This is a genomic window from Mycoavidus sp. HKI (genome assembly GCF_020023735.2).
Taxonomy (GTDB): Bacteria; Pseudomonadota; Gammaproteobacteria; order Burkholderiales; family Burkholderiaceae; genus Mycoavidus.
The window spans coordinates 1,454,533-1,471,918 of sequence record NZ_CP076444.2; the positions used below are offsets into that span (position 1 = coordinate 1,454,533).

Genomic DNA, 17,386 nt, shown 5'->3' on the forward strand with positions numbered 1-17,386 from the left:
CTCGTGCCAAGGACAGCTTCCTCGTTATTGGCAACCTAGCATTGTTCGATGTGGCCAAACGTAGCCGCCCTTCGGGACTCTTAGCAACGTACTTCTTCGATGAGGAGTGGAGTTCGGCTCTTGAATAGATGGAATGGCAACCTCCCTTTTGTGGTAAAGGTTTCTCGTCGAGATAGGAGGGCATAAATTGCAAATAAATGGCATATTAAGAAAATAAACCCTGCAATTTGTGGTGAGGCAAGAATGGGTCCAAAGATTCGGCTTTTTTACGTCTTGCTTTTATCCGCTTTATCCTGCTCTACCTTTGCTATTGGTTTGAGTTCTAGATCAAATAGTTCGCAAAATTATTTATTCAGGACCAATTAGGTATTTTTATCGAGATAATTTATTATTAATACAAGCGGAAATTTTTAAATTAAGAAAAAAATGAACAAAGCTAATTCGCTAATACAGCCGCTAACCAACCGCCCCCTTTTTATTCTTCAGTGCATTATTGCTACCGTTCTTCTAATGGAGGGCATTGACGCAGGCATGCTCCCGACTGCTCTACCTGCTATTGCCGCAAGCCTTCATGCCGACATGACACAGTTAAAGTTGGTTTTTGTTTCATATTTTTTGGCCGTGGCTATTTCCATTCCGATTAGTGGCTGGTGTGCTGATCGCTTTGGAGCGCGCAATATTTTCTGTATCGCGATTACTATTTTCATACTGGCCTCAATTGCCTGTGCCAGTGCTCCAAATTTTTATATTTTCGTAGTTGCTCGTGGTCTGCAAGGAATTGGCAGTGGAATGGTCATGCCTGTTGGACGATTAATACTGGTTCGCTCAATGGCTAAGAGCGAGTTCTTACGAGCTTTCTCATACATAACGATTCCTGCCACAATCGGAGTTACTGCTGGCCCAATGATTGGAGGTTTTTTGACCACCTATATTCATTGGAGTTGGTTATTCTGGATTAACGTACCCATAGGGGTTACTACTATCGCGATTGGCATGAAGTATATCCCTAAATTTCGTGATGAACCTCCACCTTTCGATTTAATTGGTTTTCTTCTTTCCGGCTTTGGCTTGGCGGCAATAGTATATGGATTTTCGGCTATTGGGGACCAATCATTGCCTCTGTATATAGTAGCTACACTAACAGTGTCTGGCGCTGTTTTTATGCTCGTTTATTTTTGGCATACACGAAAAACGGTGGCCCCCGCACTAGACTTGAAGATTTTTGCTATCAAAACTTACCGGATAGGTGTAATTTGTGGCTTTATAAGCCGTACTGTAGGCGCTGGCGCTTTTTTCTTCCTTTTACCAATGATGCTTCAAGTGGAGTTTGGTTTTACTCCCCTACAATCGGGAGCCGTAACTTTCGCTAGTGCGGCAGGATTTTTAGTCGCTAATTTTTTTATTCATAAAATATTACGTCGCCTCGGTTTTCGTCGGGTACTCAGTATAAATGCGATTATCGGAGGTATCTGTATTGGAATGCTTGCATTATTTTTGCCGACGACCCCACATATTGTAATGATTGCGATGTTATTTGTAGCTGGGTTTAGCAAGTGCTTGCAATACACGGCGTTGGATAGCATGTCTTATGCTGATATGCCACAGTCAGCAGTAAGTCGGGCGACAACCGTAGCAAGTGTTTCGAAGCAGCTCGCAGTAGCAGCTGGGGTCGCTTTTACAGCGTTGGTGTTACGAAGCATTGAAGTTGTTCGCGGAGTTTTCTCTGCCGACATTACCAATTTTCAAATTGCGTTCATTCTTGTTGCAATTCCTGCCATGATGAACATTTTTATAATTCTGCACATTGCCACGGACGCTGGCGATGAGATTTCTGGCTACCAATCTCATGCAAATCATTGCGACTGACCCCAGTGTTATTTTAGTTTAAAAAAACTTATGGACAGTTTGTTGATAGCGCGTTTTGGGCTGCTATGCAAGCCTGATGCTTAGGGGCCCACCTACTCCAGAAGCGAGAGCTCTTAAAGCTTTGCTAGCCCGTCAGGAAGCCATTTCTGAAGACTTGATGCGTGAACGTAATCGGCAAGAAAAATGCAACGCAATCCCCACCCATAAGTGTGTTCAGGAGTCCCTCGAAAATAGCATTACTTTCCTGCAAATGCAGTTAAAACAACTTCGACAAGAACAGGGTAAACAGGCTCTTAGAGTTGATAGCGCATCCAAACCAACCCCAACGCTCCTTTTTTGCGTGGGACCACTGTACTCATCAGCGAAAACTTCTTAAAACGTACTGAACCTATCGGCAATAGCACTGGCAAAGGTAGGTAATGAAGTATATCTTCCCGTCCCGTCAACCCCACGGTAAAACCTCCACCTAACGAAATCGGACCAATTGGTTTAGTGAACCATTGACGTGCATAGCCAACAATCGGCTGAAGATGCTTATATGAATCAGCAAACGCCAAAACATACAAAAAATCTTCACGTCCATTGGCGTCAACCCAGTGCTTGCCAACGCCGCCTCCATACGCTTTAGAGTTCAATTTTTTTCCGCTAAACGTAGCACCTGCATGCCAAGCATAACCCGTTAGGTAAATATCCCAACCTCCCTCTTGATAAGGTCTGACGACATGCTGGCTGATAGAGGCTGTCTGCGCACCGCTAACATCGGCATGCTCGTTAGCAACGGCGGTTAACTGAAATACGATGGCGGTTGTTATAAAACAAAAAATTTTCTGAATTTTCATAGGATAAGTATGGATTACATATTAAGTTCTGAAACAACACTATATTAAAATCAATTGTCAGCTATGCCTTAGAGCTACGATAAAAAAATATTTTCTGAAATACCTCTCTCCTTTCTGGTAAGTTGAAATAGAGACCCATTCGAAGTATTGCTGACTTGCTTTGCAAACTGGACACGTATCTCCCAAAAGATACTTAAAAAGCAGCGCTGACTTGAGGCGAGTTCATAACATGAGACCCAACTTGCTTATGCCAGAGACTCGCATAGATGCCATTTTTCGTCAACAAGCCGCCACCAGATAGCGTGTTGCCTCTCTCGCCGAACTGGGTTTCCAGCCCAGCATTTGCCGCGGCTATGACCGGTGTAAGCGCAGCAGTGCTAATGGCCTGCGCGATCTCTGTATCCGCTGCTTGCCGGCAAGGTCACATCGTTGCGCTTACACCACCAATATCGCCACTGGAGGCATCACCGCAAAACAAAAATGAGCTCTTGCTGCTTAACTTTCTACTTTTAAAAACTATTAAAAATGGGGAGATTATCCTATAAGGCATTCAAGAATTGAATCTTTCCCCTACTTTTTTGTCAAATAACTTTATCAATAACAAATGACCGCTTAAACCTTTTTTATTGGCGTCAACTATTGACGACTTACTCATTATTAGGTATTTTTACGCATTAGTTGCATCAATGTCTCGCTAGTATATGATTATTCACATCCAATAAGAACTGATCCTATGAAAATTGAAAAGCAAACAAATTTTTCGCTCACGAGGCATATTATGAAAGCACCTTCTAGGGCGATGGCAGGCATAACTGTCGGTACAGCCCTGCTTGTCGTCATGCTGGGTGGCTGCGCGACCGAAACGTCGCAGGTGCTGCCAGTGCAGAAAGTGGAAAGTGCAAGCCGTCCCTACGCGGGTATCCGCGCACCCATCGCGGTGGGCAAGTTCGACAATCGATCAGCCTACATGCGCGGCGTGTTCTCGGACGGTGTGGATCGCCTTGGCGGCCAGGCCAAGACCATCTTGATTACGCACCTGCAGCAGACCAACCGCTTCAACGTGCTCGATCGCGACAACCTGGCCGAGATCAAGCAGGAGGCCACCATCAAGAACGCGGCGCAGAAGCTCAAGGGCGCGGATTACGTGATCACCGGCGACGTGACTGAATTCGGTCGCAAGGAAACCGGCGACCGCCAGTTGTTCGGCATCCTAGGACGCGGCATGGAGCAGGTCGCCTATGCGAAAGTCAGTCTGAATGTGGTTAACATCTCCACGTCTGAAGTGGTGTTCTCGGCTGGCGGAGCAGGCGAATACAAGCTGTCAAACCGTGAAGTGATCGGTTTTGGCGGCACCGCCAGCTATGACTCAACGCTCAACGGCAAGGTGCTGGACCTGGCCATGCGAGAAGCCGTGACGAACCTGGTCAATAGTATTGAAAGCGGTGCGTGGAAGCCAGGCGCGCAATGAGACAAAACAACAGAACATCAAAAAGGATAACCACAGTCATGAGCAAGACGTTTACGATATGGCGAGCGACCACTGCTGCCATCATGGGAGGCGCGCTGCTGGCCGGTTGTGCCGCGCCGAGCAAGCCGCTATATCAGTGGGAGGGCTACCAGCCGCAGGTTTACGAATACTTCAAGGGCGCATCGAAGGAAAAGCAGATTGCTGAACTCGAACGCGGCCTGGAGAAGATCAAGTCAACCAATGGTGCGGTACCACCAGGCTACCACGCCCACCTGGGCCTTCTGTATTCAAGCTTGGGCAAGGATGACCAGATGGTCCAGGAATTCCAAACCGAGAAGGCGCTGTTTCCAGAGTCGGCAGCCTATATCGACTTCCTGATGAAGAACGTCAAAAAGGGGACCCAATGATGACCCAGCGCTTCCTGAAACTGTTTACCGCCGCTGGCCTGGTTATGTTGATGGCGGGTTGTGCAGCGCCAACCAAGAACGTCGACTATTCGGCCTTCAAGGCCAGCAAGCCGCGCTCGATCGTGGTGTTACCGCCGCTCAACAAATCGCTGGAAGTGGGCGCAACCTACGGCATGCTGTCGCAGGTGACTGTGCCGCTAGCCGAGGCGGGCTACTATGTTCTGCCGGTCACACTAGTGAACGAGACCTTCCAGCAAAATGGCCTGACCGTTGCCAGCGATATCCACGGCGTGCCGGTCGCCAAGCTCAGAGATATCTTCAGCGCTGATGCTGCTCTGTACATCACTATCACGCAGTACGGCACCAAATATATGGTGTTCGACAGTGTCAGCACCGTGGCGGCCAATGCCAGGCTGGTGGACCTCAGGAGCGGCCAGACGTTGTGGACCGGCCAAGCCAGCGCGTCGAGCAACGAAGGCAACAATAACAGCGGCGGCCTGGTTAGTATGCTGCTGACAGCGGTGGTCAAGCAGATCATCCACAGTTCAACCGACCGGAGCTATGGGATTGCCGGAACGACAAGCTTTCGTCTGTTATCGGCGCAACCAGGCGGCATCCTCTACGGCCCGCGTTCGCCCAGCTACGGCACGGATTGACGCTCTGCGAAGTATAACAATAGTCAAATTTTCTTTTAAACAAACAACTCAGCAAGCTTTTCCTCCTCAGAGAGTAACCTTGCCCCCGTTTAGCGTATCCCTTAGCCGAACGGATTATGCTGCCAGCGTGTAGCGTGCCGGCTTAATTTTTAACAATTTTTTCTCCCTTACTGAATTTTAAACCTTCAGTAAGGGATTCTTTTCTCGGGGGCAAGGTCAGTGGCTTTAGCCAAACTCCACTTTTTCATACCAGCGCCTCGATTTCGACATCACCGAGGATTCGCTCAGGATTTTCTTGCCTACCTCACAGCGATAACGGCTCTCCCACTGCCCCCCTTTGCTTCAACAGTGTCCGATTCACCTCGCTTAAGCCTTCTACGCCTTCTATAAATGTACCCTTCATGGTCAGTTCGGCATGCGGTGACATCCAGCGTAGCCGCACCTGAACTTCATCACCCTCGCCGATCACCTGCCACTGCCGAACGAACTCATCCTCACTGCCCGTCACCAGATCGTTGCCGCCGACGGACCGTTGCCAGGCAATACTGTAGATTCTCCCGCTAAAACCTTCAATCACCGCCTGACACTGACCCGAGGCGACTGCCCACAGACGAACGGTCTCGTCCTTACTCCCCGAGGCGATCTGATCGCCGCTCGGCGAATACGCTACGCTATTAACCTCAGAGTCATGTCCTTGTAAGGTGTGGCGCAGCGCGCCGCTTGCCGCGTCCCACAAACGAACGGTCTTGTCATCACTCCCCGAGGCAATCTGATCGCCGCTCGGCGAATACGCTACGCTCCTAACCTCAGAGTCATGTCCTTGTAAGGTGTGGCGCAGCATGCCGCTTGCCGCGTCCCACAGACGCACGGTCTTGTCATCACTCCCCGAGGCAATCTGATCGCCGGTCGGCGAATACGCCACGCTCCTAACATAATCGTCATGTCCTTGTAAGGTGTGGCGCAACGCACCGCTTGCCGCTTCCCACAGACGAACGGTATAGTCAGAACTCCCCGAGGCGATCTGAGCGCCGCTCGGCGAATACGCTACGCTACTAACCGCATCTTCATGTCCTTGTAAGGTGTGGCGCAACACGCCGCTTACCACTTCCCACAGTCGAATGGTATGGTCATCACTCCCCACGGCGATCTGATCGCCGCTCGGCGAATACGCTACGCTATTAACAAAAGAGTCATGTCCTTGTAAGGTGTGGCGCAGCGCACCGCTTGCCGCGTCCCACAGACGCACGGTCTTGTCCCAACTCCCCGAGGTGTGCGATTTACATACATCGTTTCAATTAAAATAGGCGGATGAACGCACAAATACGCTGTCGACTTAAATGGGTCAAACTATACGAAGAGCTGGGAGATGCAGGCGTGGTATGTCGACGTTGTGGCATCTCCCGGCCGACATTACGCAAGTGGGTTAAACGCTATCAACAAGAGGGCGAAGTGGGCCTGGATTCAATGAGCCGCCGTCCACACCACAGCCCTAATCGCAAGGTCACGCAGACTGACCAGGACAATATTTTGCGTATGCGTGGTGAGAATAAGGGCGCACGCCGCATACAAAATGAACTTCGTCTATATGAACAAAAAGAATTGTCACTGCGGACCATTCATAAAGTTTTGGTCGCGGCAAAAGTCAATCCGCTGGTCAAACCCAAACGGTCAATTCCGTCTAAGCGATATAGTCTTCTCATTCCAGGTGAACGCGTACAAATAGACACCATGAAAGTCGCACCAGGGGTGTATCAATATACGGCGGTGGATGACTGTTCGCGATTTCGCGTGTTGGCAGTTCATCCACGCCGCGATGCCCGCCACACCTTGCTTTTCCTTGATCGCGTGATAGAAGAAATGCCCTTTCCGATTCAACGGATTCAAACGGATCGTGGAACCGAATTTTTCGCTGAAAGCGTACAAAGATATTTGATGAGCAATTGCATTAAATTTCGTCCAATTCCACCTCGTTCACCCCATCTCAATGGCAAAGTCGAGCGTTCTCAACTCACCGATAAAATTGAGTTTTGGTCACGCTATTCACATAAAGAACAAGGCATTGATCAGCGTATTGAAGAATGGCAGTTTGAATACAATTGGCGACGCCCACACGGCTCTCTTTCTGGAAAGACTCCCGTTGGCAAGCTTGCAGAAGTAGGCGCACAGATCCCGCTTTCTGAAGACATTACTTCTGCTTATGACTTACGCAAAGAACGCATCCGTTATAGCAATTGGAAAGTCGATTTAGCTATCGCTGCTATGGATTTGCAATAACCCTACTGAACTAATCATCTCACTCATTTTTACCCTAAAAAACATTAAAAATGGTTTGCAGAAAAGTGAAACGATGTATGTAAATCGCACACTTTAAACGACGCCAAACCAAAACTAATTCCGTAGCGCTACCCGGTACCACGCCATGGTGCTGAAGAATGGCTTGAGCCGTGTGCAGGGTGATCTGCACGCACGGTTCTCAGAGGAGGGCGAAGCAGCAATGCTTCGCTCTTACTCGACACATTAGTCACCAGTTTCGACGACATCTAATCCTTTCGACACCTCAACGATGATTCGTTTACACTCGTCTTCTGAGAACTCACCTGACGCATAATTTTTGCGCCTTTTCCTTGACGCTCACTACAACGGCTCTTTACCGATGCAGCTCAAGGTAGTTTGGAACCTGCGCCTGTACGCCGATTCCGAGGGGCCTACCCTCATCTTCGATACAGCATTGCGACCGAGGCTCGCGCCTCTACGCATTCGTGACACACTAGTGGCCAGAATTTACTCTGCCTTACCTGCTAGGATTTTAGTCAGCCTCCCTCTTCTTGGCTCATTGGAAAGCTAAAAAATTATTGCTTAATGCGCTTTACCTTCCTATAGTAGGGAAACACGCTACAAGTCCCTCGCTTGTTATTGACGTGCTTCCCACAATTAGCAACATAGCCTAATAGACATGGAGGTTAGCATGACACACATAGACCTTTCTAGTATTTCCAGAACTGTACCTGCTCAAAATACTTATCATCAGGCAGTAGATAGTACTGCCACAGTAACTAATAATGCTCTTTCGATTGTAAACGATCAACTAAATGGAAAAATTGAGGAGCTGACGCGGCGACTCTTCCAAATAGAAAATTTTATTAAAGACCAAAATCAAAAAATTGAACAAAAAGACCAAAAAATCTTAGATTTAGAAACATCCATCAAAGAACTCTCTGGAAAATCAAATAAAGCTTCAAATACAATTTCAGATTTACAAGTAAAAGATCAAATTCTTTTTATTTTTTCAGATACATCTACGCGCAGCTTAATTTATCGTACGCACGGCTTTAAGAGGTCTAGCGGTCCTGGGATTGCGGGTGAAGCAGAAGTGATGATTGAATTCAAGCCAAATTTCCCTAAAGAGTTTACTCTTGACATCAAAGGTCATATTCCCAGTTTTGGTTCTGATGGCATAGAAAATGGAATTTTTGAAGTTCATATCGGAAAGCTTGAAGAAAAACGGCATAAAGAAGAATTTCAATTAGTTCAAGAGGGTTGGGGAAAAGATTACACTAGAGATTATGCTAGTGTTTCATTTAAAACAGAGGATGAAGATAATAATACTATTTGGATTAATCTACCAAAAGCTCCTTATGATGAGAAATATGAAGAATATAAAAAAGTTGGAATGAAACTTTATTCTTTAAATATTATCCCAAGAGAAAAATAGGAATATCTATAATAGTCAATATTATTTCATGGAAAGCCCTAGTGAAGGACTTTCCCTTTGCCTATAACTACTAAAAATTGTCGCAGTCCCATCTTTATCAATAATTTGTTCTATCCAATTTTCAGGCATCGGGGAAATAAATGAGACGATTGCAGCTCATTTTTTGGCAGCTGGAGCGCTGTTAGTAACAAACAATACTCGCCATTTTGAGCGGGTTGAGGCTCGCTTGCTATTAGCTATCTGGGCTTCTTAATAAAAGGCTTTCATCAAGCTTTGAACAGAGACCTAAAAACTTGACAGGCTCCTACGCTTGGTTACAGCCGAGCCAGCTGAACCCGCTTTCTGTGAATGTCGATTGCGGATTGGACAAATCAACTCCCTCTAGAAATTTATCTAATATCCCTTTGTCTATCTTCGTCATATGTTTTCTTTTTTAGTAACTTCATTATCATATGACTTCTTTCACACAAAATTCCTGACACCCTCGGATTGTCTTAGTGCAGCATCCGAACTCTTTGGATAGCTCCTTAGCGCTCTTGCCCGCTTGCACTAACTCTATTATTTGTTGACGAAAGGCCGCTGGATACGGTGCTCTAGACTGATTCATTACAGACTCCTTTTAGGTAGTTTAAAAGTGTCCGCGAAAAGAAGTCAACATCACTCTTCTCTCTAAAATACTTTTCTACTTCCTTTTTTCTATAACTACCCTACACTCTACTCTCTGTCCCTTTTACCAAACTCGCTTTTCCATTGCTATTTTCTAGAGGGCTATTCTTTACCGCCGCTCTCTTTCCATGACATGCTCAGCTGTCTCCGCGGCGGACACCCTTTGCGCCTCCCACAGCCGCACCGTATTGTCATAACTGTCCGATGCGATCTGCAACCCGCTCGGTGAATACATCACGCTAATAACCCAGTGAGTATGTCCTTCTAAGGTGTGCACAAGGGCTCCGCTGTGCGCGTCCCACAGACGTACCGTCTTGTCATCACTCCCAGAGGCGAGCTGCAAACCGCTCGGCGAATACACCACGCTATTAACAACAGAGGTATGTCCGCGTAAGGTGTGCCCAAGGGCTCCGCTGTGCGCGTCCCACAGCCGCACCGTCTTGTCACCACTGCACGAGGCGATCTGCGTTCCGCTCGGCGAATACACCACACTACTAACAGAGTAGGTATGTCCTTCTAAGGTGTGTCCAAGAGCTCCGCTTTCCGCGTCCCACAGCCGCACCGTATTGTCCCAACTGCCCGAGGCGATTTGCGTTCCGCTCGGCGAATACACCACGCTACTAACATAGAAGGTATGTCCTTCTAAGGTGTGTCCAAGGGCTCCGCTTTCCGCGTCCCACAGCCGCACCGTATTGTCCCTACTGCCCGAGGCGATCTGCAACCCGCTCGGCGAATACACCACGCTAATAACCTCGTCGGTATGTCCTTCTAAGGTGTGCTCAAGGGCTCCGCTGTGCGCGTCCCACAGCCGAACCGTATTGTCATCACTGCCAGAGGCGAGCTGCTTTCCGCTCGGCGAATACACAACGCTATAAACAGTGGAGGTATGTCCTTCTAAGGTGTGCTCAAGGACTCCGCTTTCCGCCTCCCACAGACGTACCGTATTGTCAAAACTGCCCGAGGCGATCTGCAAACCGCTCGGCGAATACACAACGCTATTAACACCTGAGGTATGTCCTTCTAAGGTGTGCTCAAGGGCTCCGCTTTCCGCGTCCCACAGCCGCACCGTACGGTCTAAACTGCCCGAGGCGATCTGCGTTCCGCTCGGCGAATACACCACACTCCTAACAGTGGAGGTGTGTCCTTGTAAAGTGTAGAGTGTTGTCCAATTCGAAATATCATTTACTCTGGCTGCGTCACTCTCAAGATCATCCTCGTAGGATTGATCATCCGATGAGGAATCACTCAAACTCTCCTCTCTCTCCTCTTCAACATACGACCAATCTACATACTCCACTCCTGACATCTTCGCACCACTTAAATTCGCATCACCATGCTTTATATTTGTATTGCGTAAATTCACCTTCCTTAAATCCGATCCCTCAAACTGTGCTCCTTCAAACTCTCCTTCACTCAGATCCGCTCCAGGTATCTGTATTCCATTTAAATCCCACTTCTTAAACGAAAAACCCGCTTTAACTAAAATCGTGATCGCGTTCGACGCCGCTTGCCGCAACTCACCATCCGTTTTCGACCGCTCCACTACCTTTAACAACTGCTCCTTAAATGCAGCCTCTTGATTTGCACGATCGGTCAACAAACCCACTACTCCCTTATCACCTACCCAGTGCTTCGGCCATAACGATAACTCTACAAGCTTTCGACGCGGCACTGCTGCTTCAATTTCAAAACTATAGACTGATGCATCGCTGCCTCGACGCGAACGGCTTTCTACCTCCGTGCAGGCATCGAACGAATCAAACAACCTCCGCACCACGCAATATTCCAACAGCGATTTATGAATAAAACGATATTGCGTTCCACTTCGTATCAACGGCCACGTTTCTCGCAATAGTTGCTTCTTCTCTTCACGACCAAAAAATACTTCTTTCCAACTCCCTTCGTCTTTTAGCGACGAATACTCTACTACCGGATTGCCCACATTCTTTGTATACAGATGCACTCCTAACTCTTTCACAAATCCCAGCCCGTGTTCGGCAAATCCTTCGTCGCTCAGCTCTCTAAACAGCTCTCTTTTTGCTCCTGTTAAATTTTGCGTGCTTAACCACTGTTGGTTCCGATCAAACCACTGCCTAAAGAACTGGTCATACAGATCCAGACGTAATTGCACGGCACTTCGCTCTTTCTCTTCATTTTCCAGGTACGGCAAAGCTTCCAGCACCACTCGCAGTAAAAACGGCGTGCTCACCAGCTCTTTTAAATGATCTTGTTTAAGAGCGAACTGATACTGTTGCGCTGTCCAGCCCATTGCGTTGCGCTCCACATATTTTTCTAAATATTGAGCCCGATCTGATTCTGAAAACTCCGTAATCTCCAATTCTTGAAATAACTCGTCCTCGCCCTTAAGACGCAGTTTCGGTTGAAAACGTTTTCCATACTCACCCCCAAGATACTCGCTGCCGCAACTGATTAACATTTGCCCCTGCCAGTTCCCAGAACGGTTGATCTCATTACTCAGATACAGATTTCGCGTCTGACGTATCTCATCATAACCATCCAAAATAAATACAAATTTCTCCTTTTTCTTTAACTTCTCTACCTGATATTCTGACAACCCTCTTTTCTTTAGTGCTTTACCAATCAGATCGTGTTCTGGCTTATCGATACTCGCCAGTGATATAAACAACGGAATCGCATCAGCCGCTTCTTTTCTAGTCTCCCATAAGTGCTTTTCTAGAACTCGGCTAAACGTCGTTTTCCCCGACCCAGAATCTCCCTTCAACAAAATCACCCGTTTATCTTTGAGCAACCCTTCGACTTGCGCTAACAGGCCTGTAGCAGCTCCTTGCAGACTCGCTTTACCTTGCGGTTCAACATACAGCTGTAGCGTTTCATTAAATACCTCATCTTCCTTCAGCGCAGCAAAATACTGCTCTTTCAGCGCGGCTCGGGGGTCTGCATTCAGCAACCGCAGCTGGTGATGCTGCTGTTGCACCGTGGACGCAAGCTGGCTATGCAGCGCTGTCCATATGCCATCGAAAATGCCGTCTAAGAGCTTCGCAAACTCTAGCTTGCCAAACTTTGAATCTCTCTTTAAGCTCGAAATAAACCTGCTGTGCCCATCCCAAAATTTGTTCAGAAACGTTTTAGCCTCATCGCTACCCACCAACAGCCGCTCGAGCACCTTAAATAGCACTCCATGCGGACCTTGGTTCAGATAGACTTCTTCTCCCTTCTTGGCTTGCAAATCAAAGCGCAGAGGATCCTCCATACGAACCGTCGTCGATTCAATAAAATCCTTCAGACAGTAGTCATAGCTATCGGGGGTCAATGAAACCGGGATTATGCCGTGGTGACCTTTCAGATGCGCTGCTCGTATTTCCAAAAACGCCATTTCCGTCAACACATGATGGAACTCCGACTTATACTTTTCCTCCTGCGAAAATTTTCTGACAACCTCACGTAAAGCTGGAGTACCCTTTTGCTTATCGTCTTTGAGGTAGGCGTCTCGGTCTTCGTCATAAGCTTTTTTAAGCTCATCACAAAACTCTTTATAGGACTGCCCTTTTAGGTAGCTTCCTAACACATCTGAACAACATACGATCACCTTATCCACCGGCTCAACATCCGCTCGCAACTGAGCAGGCAGCAAGCACAGCTGATTGGTTAAGATATCTTCTAGCTTCCCATCCGCTTCCAGATTTTCAACCACGCTTGAATACGCTTGTCCTATCGGCGTTTGGTCCGAATAAAGCGTCACCCCTCGGATTTTAGATAACTTATTGATTAAATATTTGGATGTCGAGGCCTTCGCCTCTCCATGGTCTTTATTGTCATGCGCATACACCAGAAACAGGCTCGGTTTATTCGACACCTCTAAGGAGTTAAGCGTCAACAGTGCTTTTTCAAACAGATAATCCACCAACTCGCTTTTTTCTTGGACCGACATGACAGGCGACAGCCGATGCATTGAAGTAGAAGTCGCCGCCAGTATCAAAGTAGGCACTGCGCCCGCAGGTAACGACTTAGTTGACACTTTAGGAACTGACTTGATCCCTTCGTAACCCCACGCTTGCGCTTTTTTGTAACTCGCCTGCGCTTTTTCCAATTTTCCTAATTTCACCAAGAGCTCCGCGCGCTCAAAATAAACCTCGCCTATGCGCTGCCGTAATGCATCTTCTTCGCGTGTCTGAGGCGTACGTGCTTGGCTCAAAGCGCTTTTCATCTCCGATAACGGAGGAGCAAGTTGGTATGCATCTCCGGCATGTTTAAAAGTCACTTTTGCTTGGTCATACAAAGCTAACGCTACTTCAAAATGCTGCATCGTCTTCTGTAGACGAGCTTGTTCCAAATAGCTTTGCGCCTGCACCTGAAATTGTTTACCTATCAGGGCTTGAGAAACAGGGTTACCCAACATCATCCACACTCCTTTTTGTTATTCGGTTCTAAAGCAATCGTTTTAGGACTTATGGTTCTACAACCCTTGTCTTGACCACCTTGTTCTAAATGCTATTCCGTCGAAGATGGTTTCGTGTGCGAGTTTACTTCAAAAATAAACACTCAATTAGTCGCAATAAAGGCTAAAAACCCATAATTCGCCATTGGGACGAAGCAAAAATCCATAATCTGTTGTTTTAATTGATTTTTATTCGGATTCGGAGTGCGGCATGCCCATCTTTGCATCACCCCTTCAAATTTTTAGAGTGAAAAGGCCTTTTACTGTACATTCATCCAGCCATTTTGAATGCTTTTTTGGCGCTTAGTTTTTGAAGATTTGAACGGCTACAAAATAGGCGTTTGTTGTAAAGTTACTAAATCCGTTGTAAAGTTTGGATTCAAGAACCCCGCAAAGCCTTATGTGGTGGGGTGACCGACGGGGCTCGAACCCGCGACAACTGGAATCACAATCCAGGACTCTACCAACTGAGCTACGGCCACCACTGAGAAAGACATATCAGCCAGCCAAGAAACAGCTCGCTGAAAAAGGTGAATTATACAAAGCCCAGGGCTCTTGCGCTAGTACTATTTAACAATCTTCTTAGCCAACGCATAAACCTCACTCTCACCTGGCTATTTCAAAGCAATCGCTATGCTGCTCAGCAGCCAGAAAGTGCTTGGCATAACGCGGATTAATTTCCGAGAGTTTGAATAATGTCAGGAAGTCAGCTGTATTGAAAGCTGAATCAAACGCAGGCGCGCCGCAAATTTTTGCGCCAAGGCGTAGATACCCCTTGATCAACGGCGGCAGCGTAACGTTTGTCCCCGTTTGCAGCGAGTCAACTGGCAAAGCGACGCGCGGAAAGGCGCGATATTGACTTGCCGTCATCGATTCCGCTTGTAACGTCCGGTATAGATTAGCCGCAAAATGACCGCCGTCAGCCACTGAGACACTCGCACAACCGAGCATTGTTTCATAACCATGCCGCTGCATATAGTCAGCCAAACCTGTCCATAGCGACATAATGACCATGCCGCGGCGGTAATCGCGATGCACGCAAGAGCGGCCCACTTCGACCATTTTCTCGCGTAAAGGCGCCAATTGCTCAATGTTAAATTCGCCTTGTGCGTATAGGCGTCCGAGGCGCATGGCCCGGTGTGGCGGTAATACGCGGTAAGTGCCTACGATTTCGAGCGTTTGTGGATCACGCACGAGCAGATGATCACAGTGTGCATCGAATTCGTCGCAGTCAAGACCCAGCGCGCCACCAATGCAAGCACCCATTTCTTCGGCAAATACACGATAGCGCAAACGTTGTGCGGCTTGCACCTCTGCTTCATCGCGAGCCCAGCTCACCAGCAATGGTTCTGTTTTCTTGCACGTCCTCACGCAGGATGTGATATCAGGGGCCGGCCATTGCACCCGGTTTAGCATTCGTTCCATGTAATCAGTATCTCATTCTTGCAAATGCTCTGGTCACCACACTATAAAGCAGCTAGATACATTGCTTCTAGGTTGCTCTTTATGCAATTGTTGCAAACTAACAACAAAAGAGATTTCATCTTTTCATTTTGCCCAGCTTGGCCTTTTTACCGACTGGGCAGAGTACGGCTATTGGTGGGCCTGTTGGGGCTTGGCTGCGCTTTCTCCTGCTTGATGCGAGGCGGCGGATCAGGCGCCACCCTCACAAAAATTTCCCCTTCTTTGACCATCCCTAGTTCATAGCGTGCGCGCTCTTCAACGGCTGCCACTCCGTTTTGCAGATCGCGTACCTCTCCTGCTAGCTGCTCATTGCGTAATTTTAGCCCGACATTCTTTTGTTGCTGGCGCTCAAGCTGCTGTTTAAGCTCATGCACATGCAACCAGCCGCCATGGCCCCACCATAGCGGATACTGGATCAGGACCAGTAAAATGGTCAATACAATTGTGACAAGCCGCATCGTATAACAAGAATAAGCCAGTGCGCCACAGTTTGGCGCTTACACACTACAGGTTGCGATGCGCGGGGTAAAACAGGCGGGAAGATGAAACTATCCGCTCTGCAGTGACCCATTACCGCAGATTATAGAATGCTGCGCGACCACTATAGCTGGCGACCTCGCCTAAATCTTCTTCAATTCGCAATAGTTGATTGTATTTTGCAACTCGATCACTGCGCGACAGCGATCCCGTTTTGATCTGCCCGGCATTGAGACCCACCGCGATATCGGCAATCGTCACATCTTCCGTCTCGCCCGAACGATGCGACACCACAGCCGTGTAAGCCGCACGCTTGGCCATTTCAATCGCGGCAAAGGTTTCAGTCAGTGTGCCAATCTGATTAATTTTGATCAAAATTGAATTGGCAATGCCACGATCAATCCCTTCTTTTAAGATACGCGTGTTGGTTACGAACAGATCATCGCCCACCAATTGGATTTTTTTGCCCAGCTTATCAGTCAATAGCTTCCAACCATCCCAGTCATTTTCAGCCATGCCGTCTTCGATGGATACGATAGGGAATTTGTCAGCCAGCGCACCCAAGTAATCGGTAAATTCACTGGCGCGCAGTTGCAGTCCTTCGCCTGCGAGTTGATATCGGTCATCCCGATAAAATTCGCTCGCCGCACAATCAAGCGCTAACAACACATCTTCGCCTGCCCGATAGCCGGCGGCTTCGATTGCTTGCAAGATCGTCGATAGGCATTCATCGTTGCTAGCAAAATCCGGTGCAAAACCGCCTTCATCGCCAACGGCTGTGCTCATGCCACGCTTAACTAGAATGTTTTTGAGCGCGTGGAACACTTCGGTGCCGCAGCGCAGCGCTTCACGAAAGCTCGGCTGGCTCACCGGTACAATCATAAATTCTTGAATATCAAGGCGATTGTTCGCATGGGCGCCACCATTGATAATATTCATCATCGGCACCGGCATTTGCATGGCTGCTGAGCCACCAAAATAACGATACAGCGGCAAACCCGCTTCTTCAGCCGCGGCCTTGGCTACCGCCATTGATACCGCAAGCAATGCGTTAGCGCCAAGCCGTGATTTGTTGTCAGTGCCGTCGAGCTCAAGCAAAATTTTATCTAAAAAGGCTTGTTCACAGGCATCAAGGCCGATAACCGCTTCACAAATCTCAGTATTAATATGCTCGACCGCTTTGAGTACCCCCTTACCAAGGTAGCGGCCAGACTCACCATCACGCAGCTCAATGGCTTCACGCGAGCCAGTCGATGCACCTGATGGCACGGCGGCGCGACCCATGGTGCCTGATTCAAGCAATACATCGCATTCGACCGTAGGGTTGCCCCGGGAATCAAGTATTTCGCGGCCGATAATATCAACGATGGCACTCATGATTTCCTCAAAAAATAATCAGATTAAAAATTTTAAT

11 protein-coding genes, 1 tRNA gene and 2 pseudogenes are annotated in these 17,386 nt (G+C 47.9%); 6 read left to right on the forward strand and 8 right to left on the reverse strand.

Features of this window, described 5'->3' with window-relative positions; genetic code table 11:
• Positions 1-426 precede the first annotated feature (426 nt).
• Positions 427-1,866: an MFS transporter gene (locus KMZ15_RS05735; protein WP_223691520.1), complete on the forward strand. Its 1,440-nt coding sequence runs from the start codon at positions 427-429 to the stop codon at positions 1,864-1,866.
• A 293-nt stretch (positions 1,867-2,159) separates the two neighbouring features.
• Here KMZ15_RS05735 and KMZ15_RS05740 read toward each other — a convergent pair whose 3' ends face one another.
• Positions 2,160-2,705 (reverse strand): antimicrobial peptide resistance and lipid A acylation PagP, encoded by a 546-nt coding sequence (locus KMZ15_RS05740; RefSeq protein WP_223691523.1) that lies wholly within the window; start codon positions 2,703-2,705, stop codon positions 2,160-2,162.
• Positions 2,706-3,504: 799 nt separating this feature from the next.
• Here KMZ15_RS05740 and KMZ15_RS05745 point away from each other — a divergent pair.
• The 3 genes from KMZ15_RS05745 to KMZ15_RS05755 are packed head-to-tail and all read left to right on the forward strand — an operon-like array spanning position 3,505 to position 5,236.
• Positions 3,505-4,173 carry a CsgG/HfaB family protein gene (locus KMZ15_RS05745; protein WP_223694729.1) on the forward strand — a complete coding sequence of 223 codons (669 nt, stop codon included), beginning with the start codon at positions 3,505-3,507 and terminating at the stop codon, positions 4,171-4,173.
• Positions 4,174-4,211: 38 nt separating this feature from the next.
• A complete protein-coding gene (locus KMZ15_RS05750) occupies positions 4,212-4,580 on the forward strand; it encodes a DUF4810 domain-containing protein (RefSeq protein WP_223691526.1) in 369 nt (122 codons plus the stop codon).
• Positions 4,580-5,236: a DUF799 domain-containing protein gene (locus KMZ15_RS05755; RefSeq protein ID WP_223694731.1), complete on the forward strand. Its 657-nt coding sequence runs from the start codon at positions 4,580-4,582 to the stop codon at positions 5,234-5,236. Before KMZ15_RS05750 ends, KMZ15_RS05755 begins: the two co-directional genes overlap by 1 nt.
• Before the next feature lie 304 nt (positions 5,237-5,540).
• Here the strand turns inward: KMZ15_RS05755 and KMZ15_RS05760 are convergent, their stop codons facing one another.
• Positions 5,541-6,482: a WD40 repeat domain-containing protein gene (locus KMZ15_RS05760; protein WP_223691528.1), complete on the reverse strand. Its 942-nt coding sequence runs from the start codon at positions 6,480-6,482 to the stop codon at positions 5,541-5,543.
• A 62-nt stretch (positions 6,483-6,544) separates the two neighbouring features.
• On the opposite strand from KMZ15_RS05760, the gene KMZ15_RS05765 reads away from it, so the two are divergent.
• Both KMZ15_RS05765 and KMZ15_RS05770 read left to right on the forward strand, forming a co-directional pair.
• Positions 6,545-7,510: an IS481 family transposase gene (locus KMZ15_RS05765; RefSeq protein ID WP_223691530.1), complete on the forward strand. Its 966-nt coding sequence runs from the start codon at positions 6,545-6,547 to the stop codon at positions 7,508-7,510.
• Between the two features lie 691 nt (positions 7,511-8,201).
• The gene (locus tag KMZ15_RS05770; RefSeq protein ID WP_223691532.1) at positions 8,202-8,948 is read left to right on the forward strand and encodes a hypothetical protein; all 747 of its coding nucleotides are present in this window, start codon (positions 8,202-8,204) and stop codon (positions 8,946-8,948) included.
• Between the two features lie 448 nt (positions 8,949-9,396).
• Here the strand turns inward: KMZ15_RS05770 and KMZ15_RS05775 are convergent, their stop codons facing one another.
• From KMZ15_RS05775 to eno, 6 genes and pseudogenes are all read right to left on the reverse strand, one after another.
• A complete protein-coding gene (locus KMZ15_RS05775) occupies positions 9,397-9,555 on the reverse strand; it encodes a helix-turn-helix domain-containing protein (protein ID WP_223691534.1) in 159 nt (52 codons plus the stop codon).
• 168 nt (positions 9,556-9,723) lie between these two features.
• Positions 9,724-13,995 carry an NACHT domain-containing protein gene (locus tag KMZ15_RS05780; protein WP_258134738.1) on the reverse strand — a complete coding sequence of 1,424 codons (4,272 nt, stop codon included), beginning with the start codon at positions 13,993-13,995 and terminating at the stop codon, positions 9,724-9,726.
• A gap of 442 nt (positions 13,996-14,437) precedes the next feature.
• A tRNA-His gene (locus tag KMZ15_RS05785) sits at positions 14,438-14,513 on the reverse strand.
• 124 nt (positions 14,514-14,637) lie between these two features.
• Positions 14,638-15,366 (reverse strand): annotated as a pseudogene (locus KMZ15_RS05790) (GNAT family N-acetyltransferase); the annotation flags it as partial.
• A gap of 317 nt (positions 15,367-15,683) precedes the next feature.
• Positions 15,684-15,953 (reverse strand): annotated as a pseudogene (gene ftsB / locus KMZ15_RS05795) (cell division protein FtsB); the annotation flags it as partial.
• A gap of 112 nt (positions 15,954-16,065) precedes the next feature.
• Complete coding sequence (eno, locus tag KMZ15_RS05800; protein WP_223691552.1) at positions 16,066-17,349, reverse strand: phosphopyruvate hydratase; 1,284 nt, start codon at positions 17,347-17,349, stop codon at positions 16,066-16,068.
• Positions 17,350-17,386: the final 37 nt, after the last annotated feature.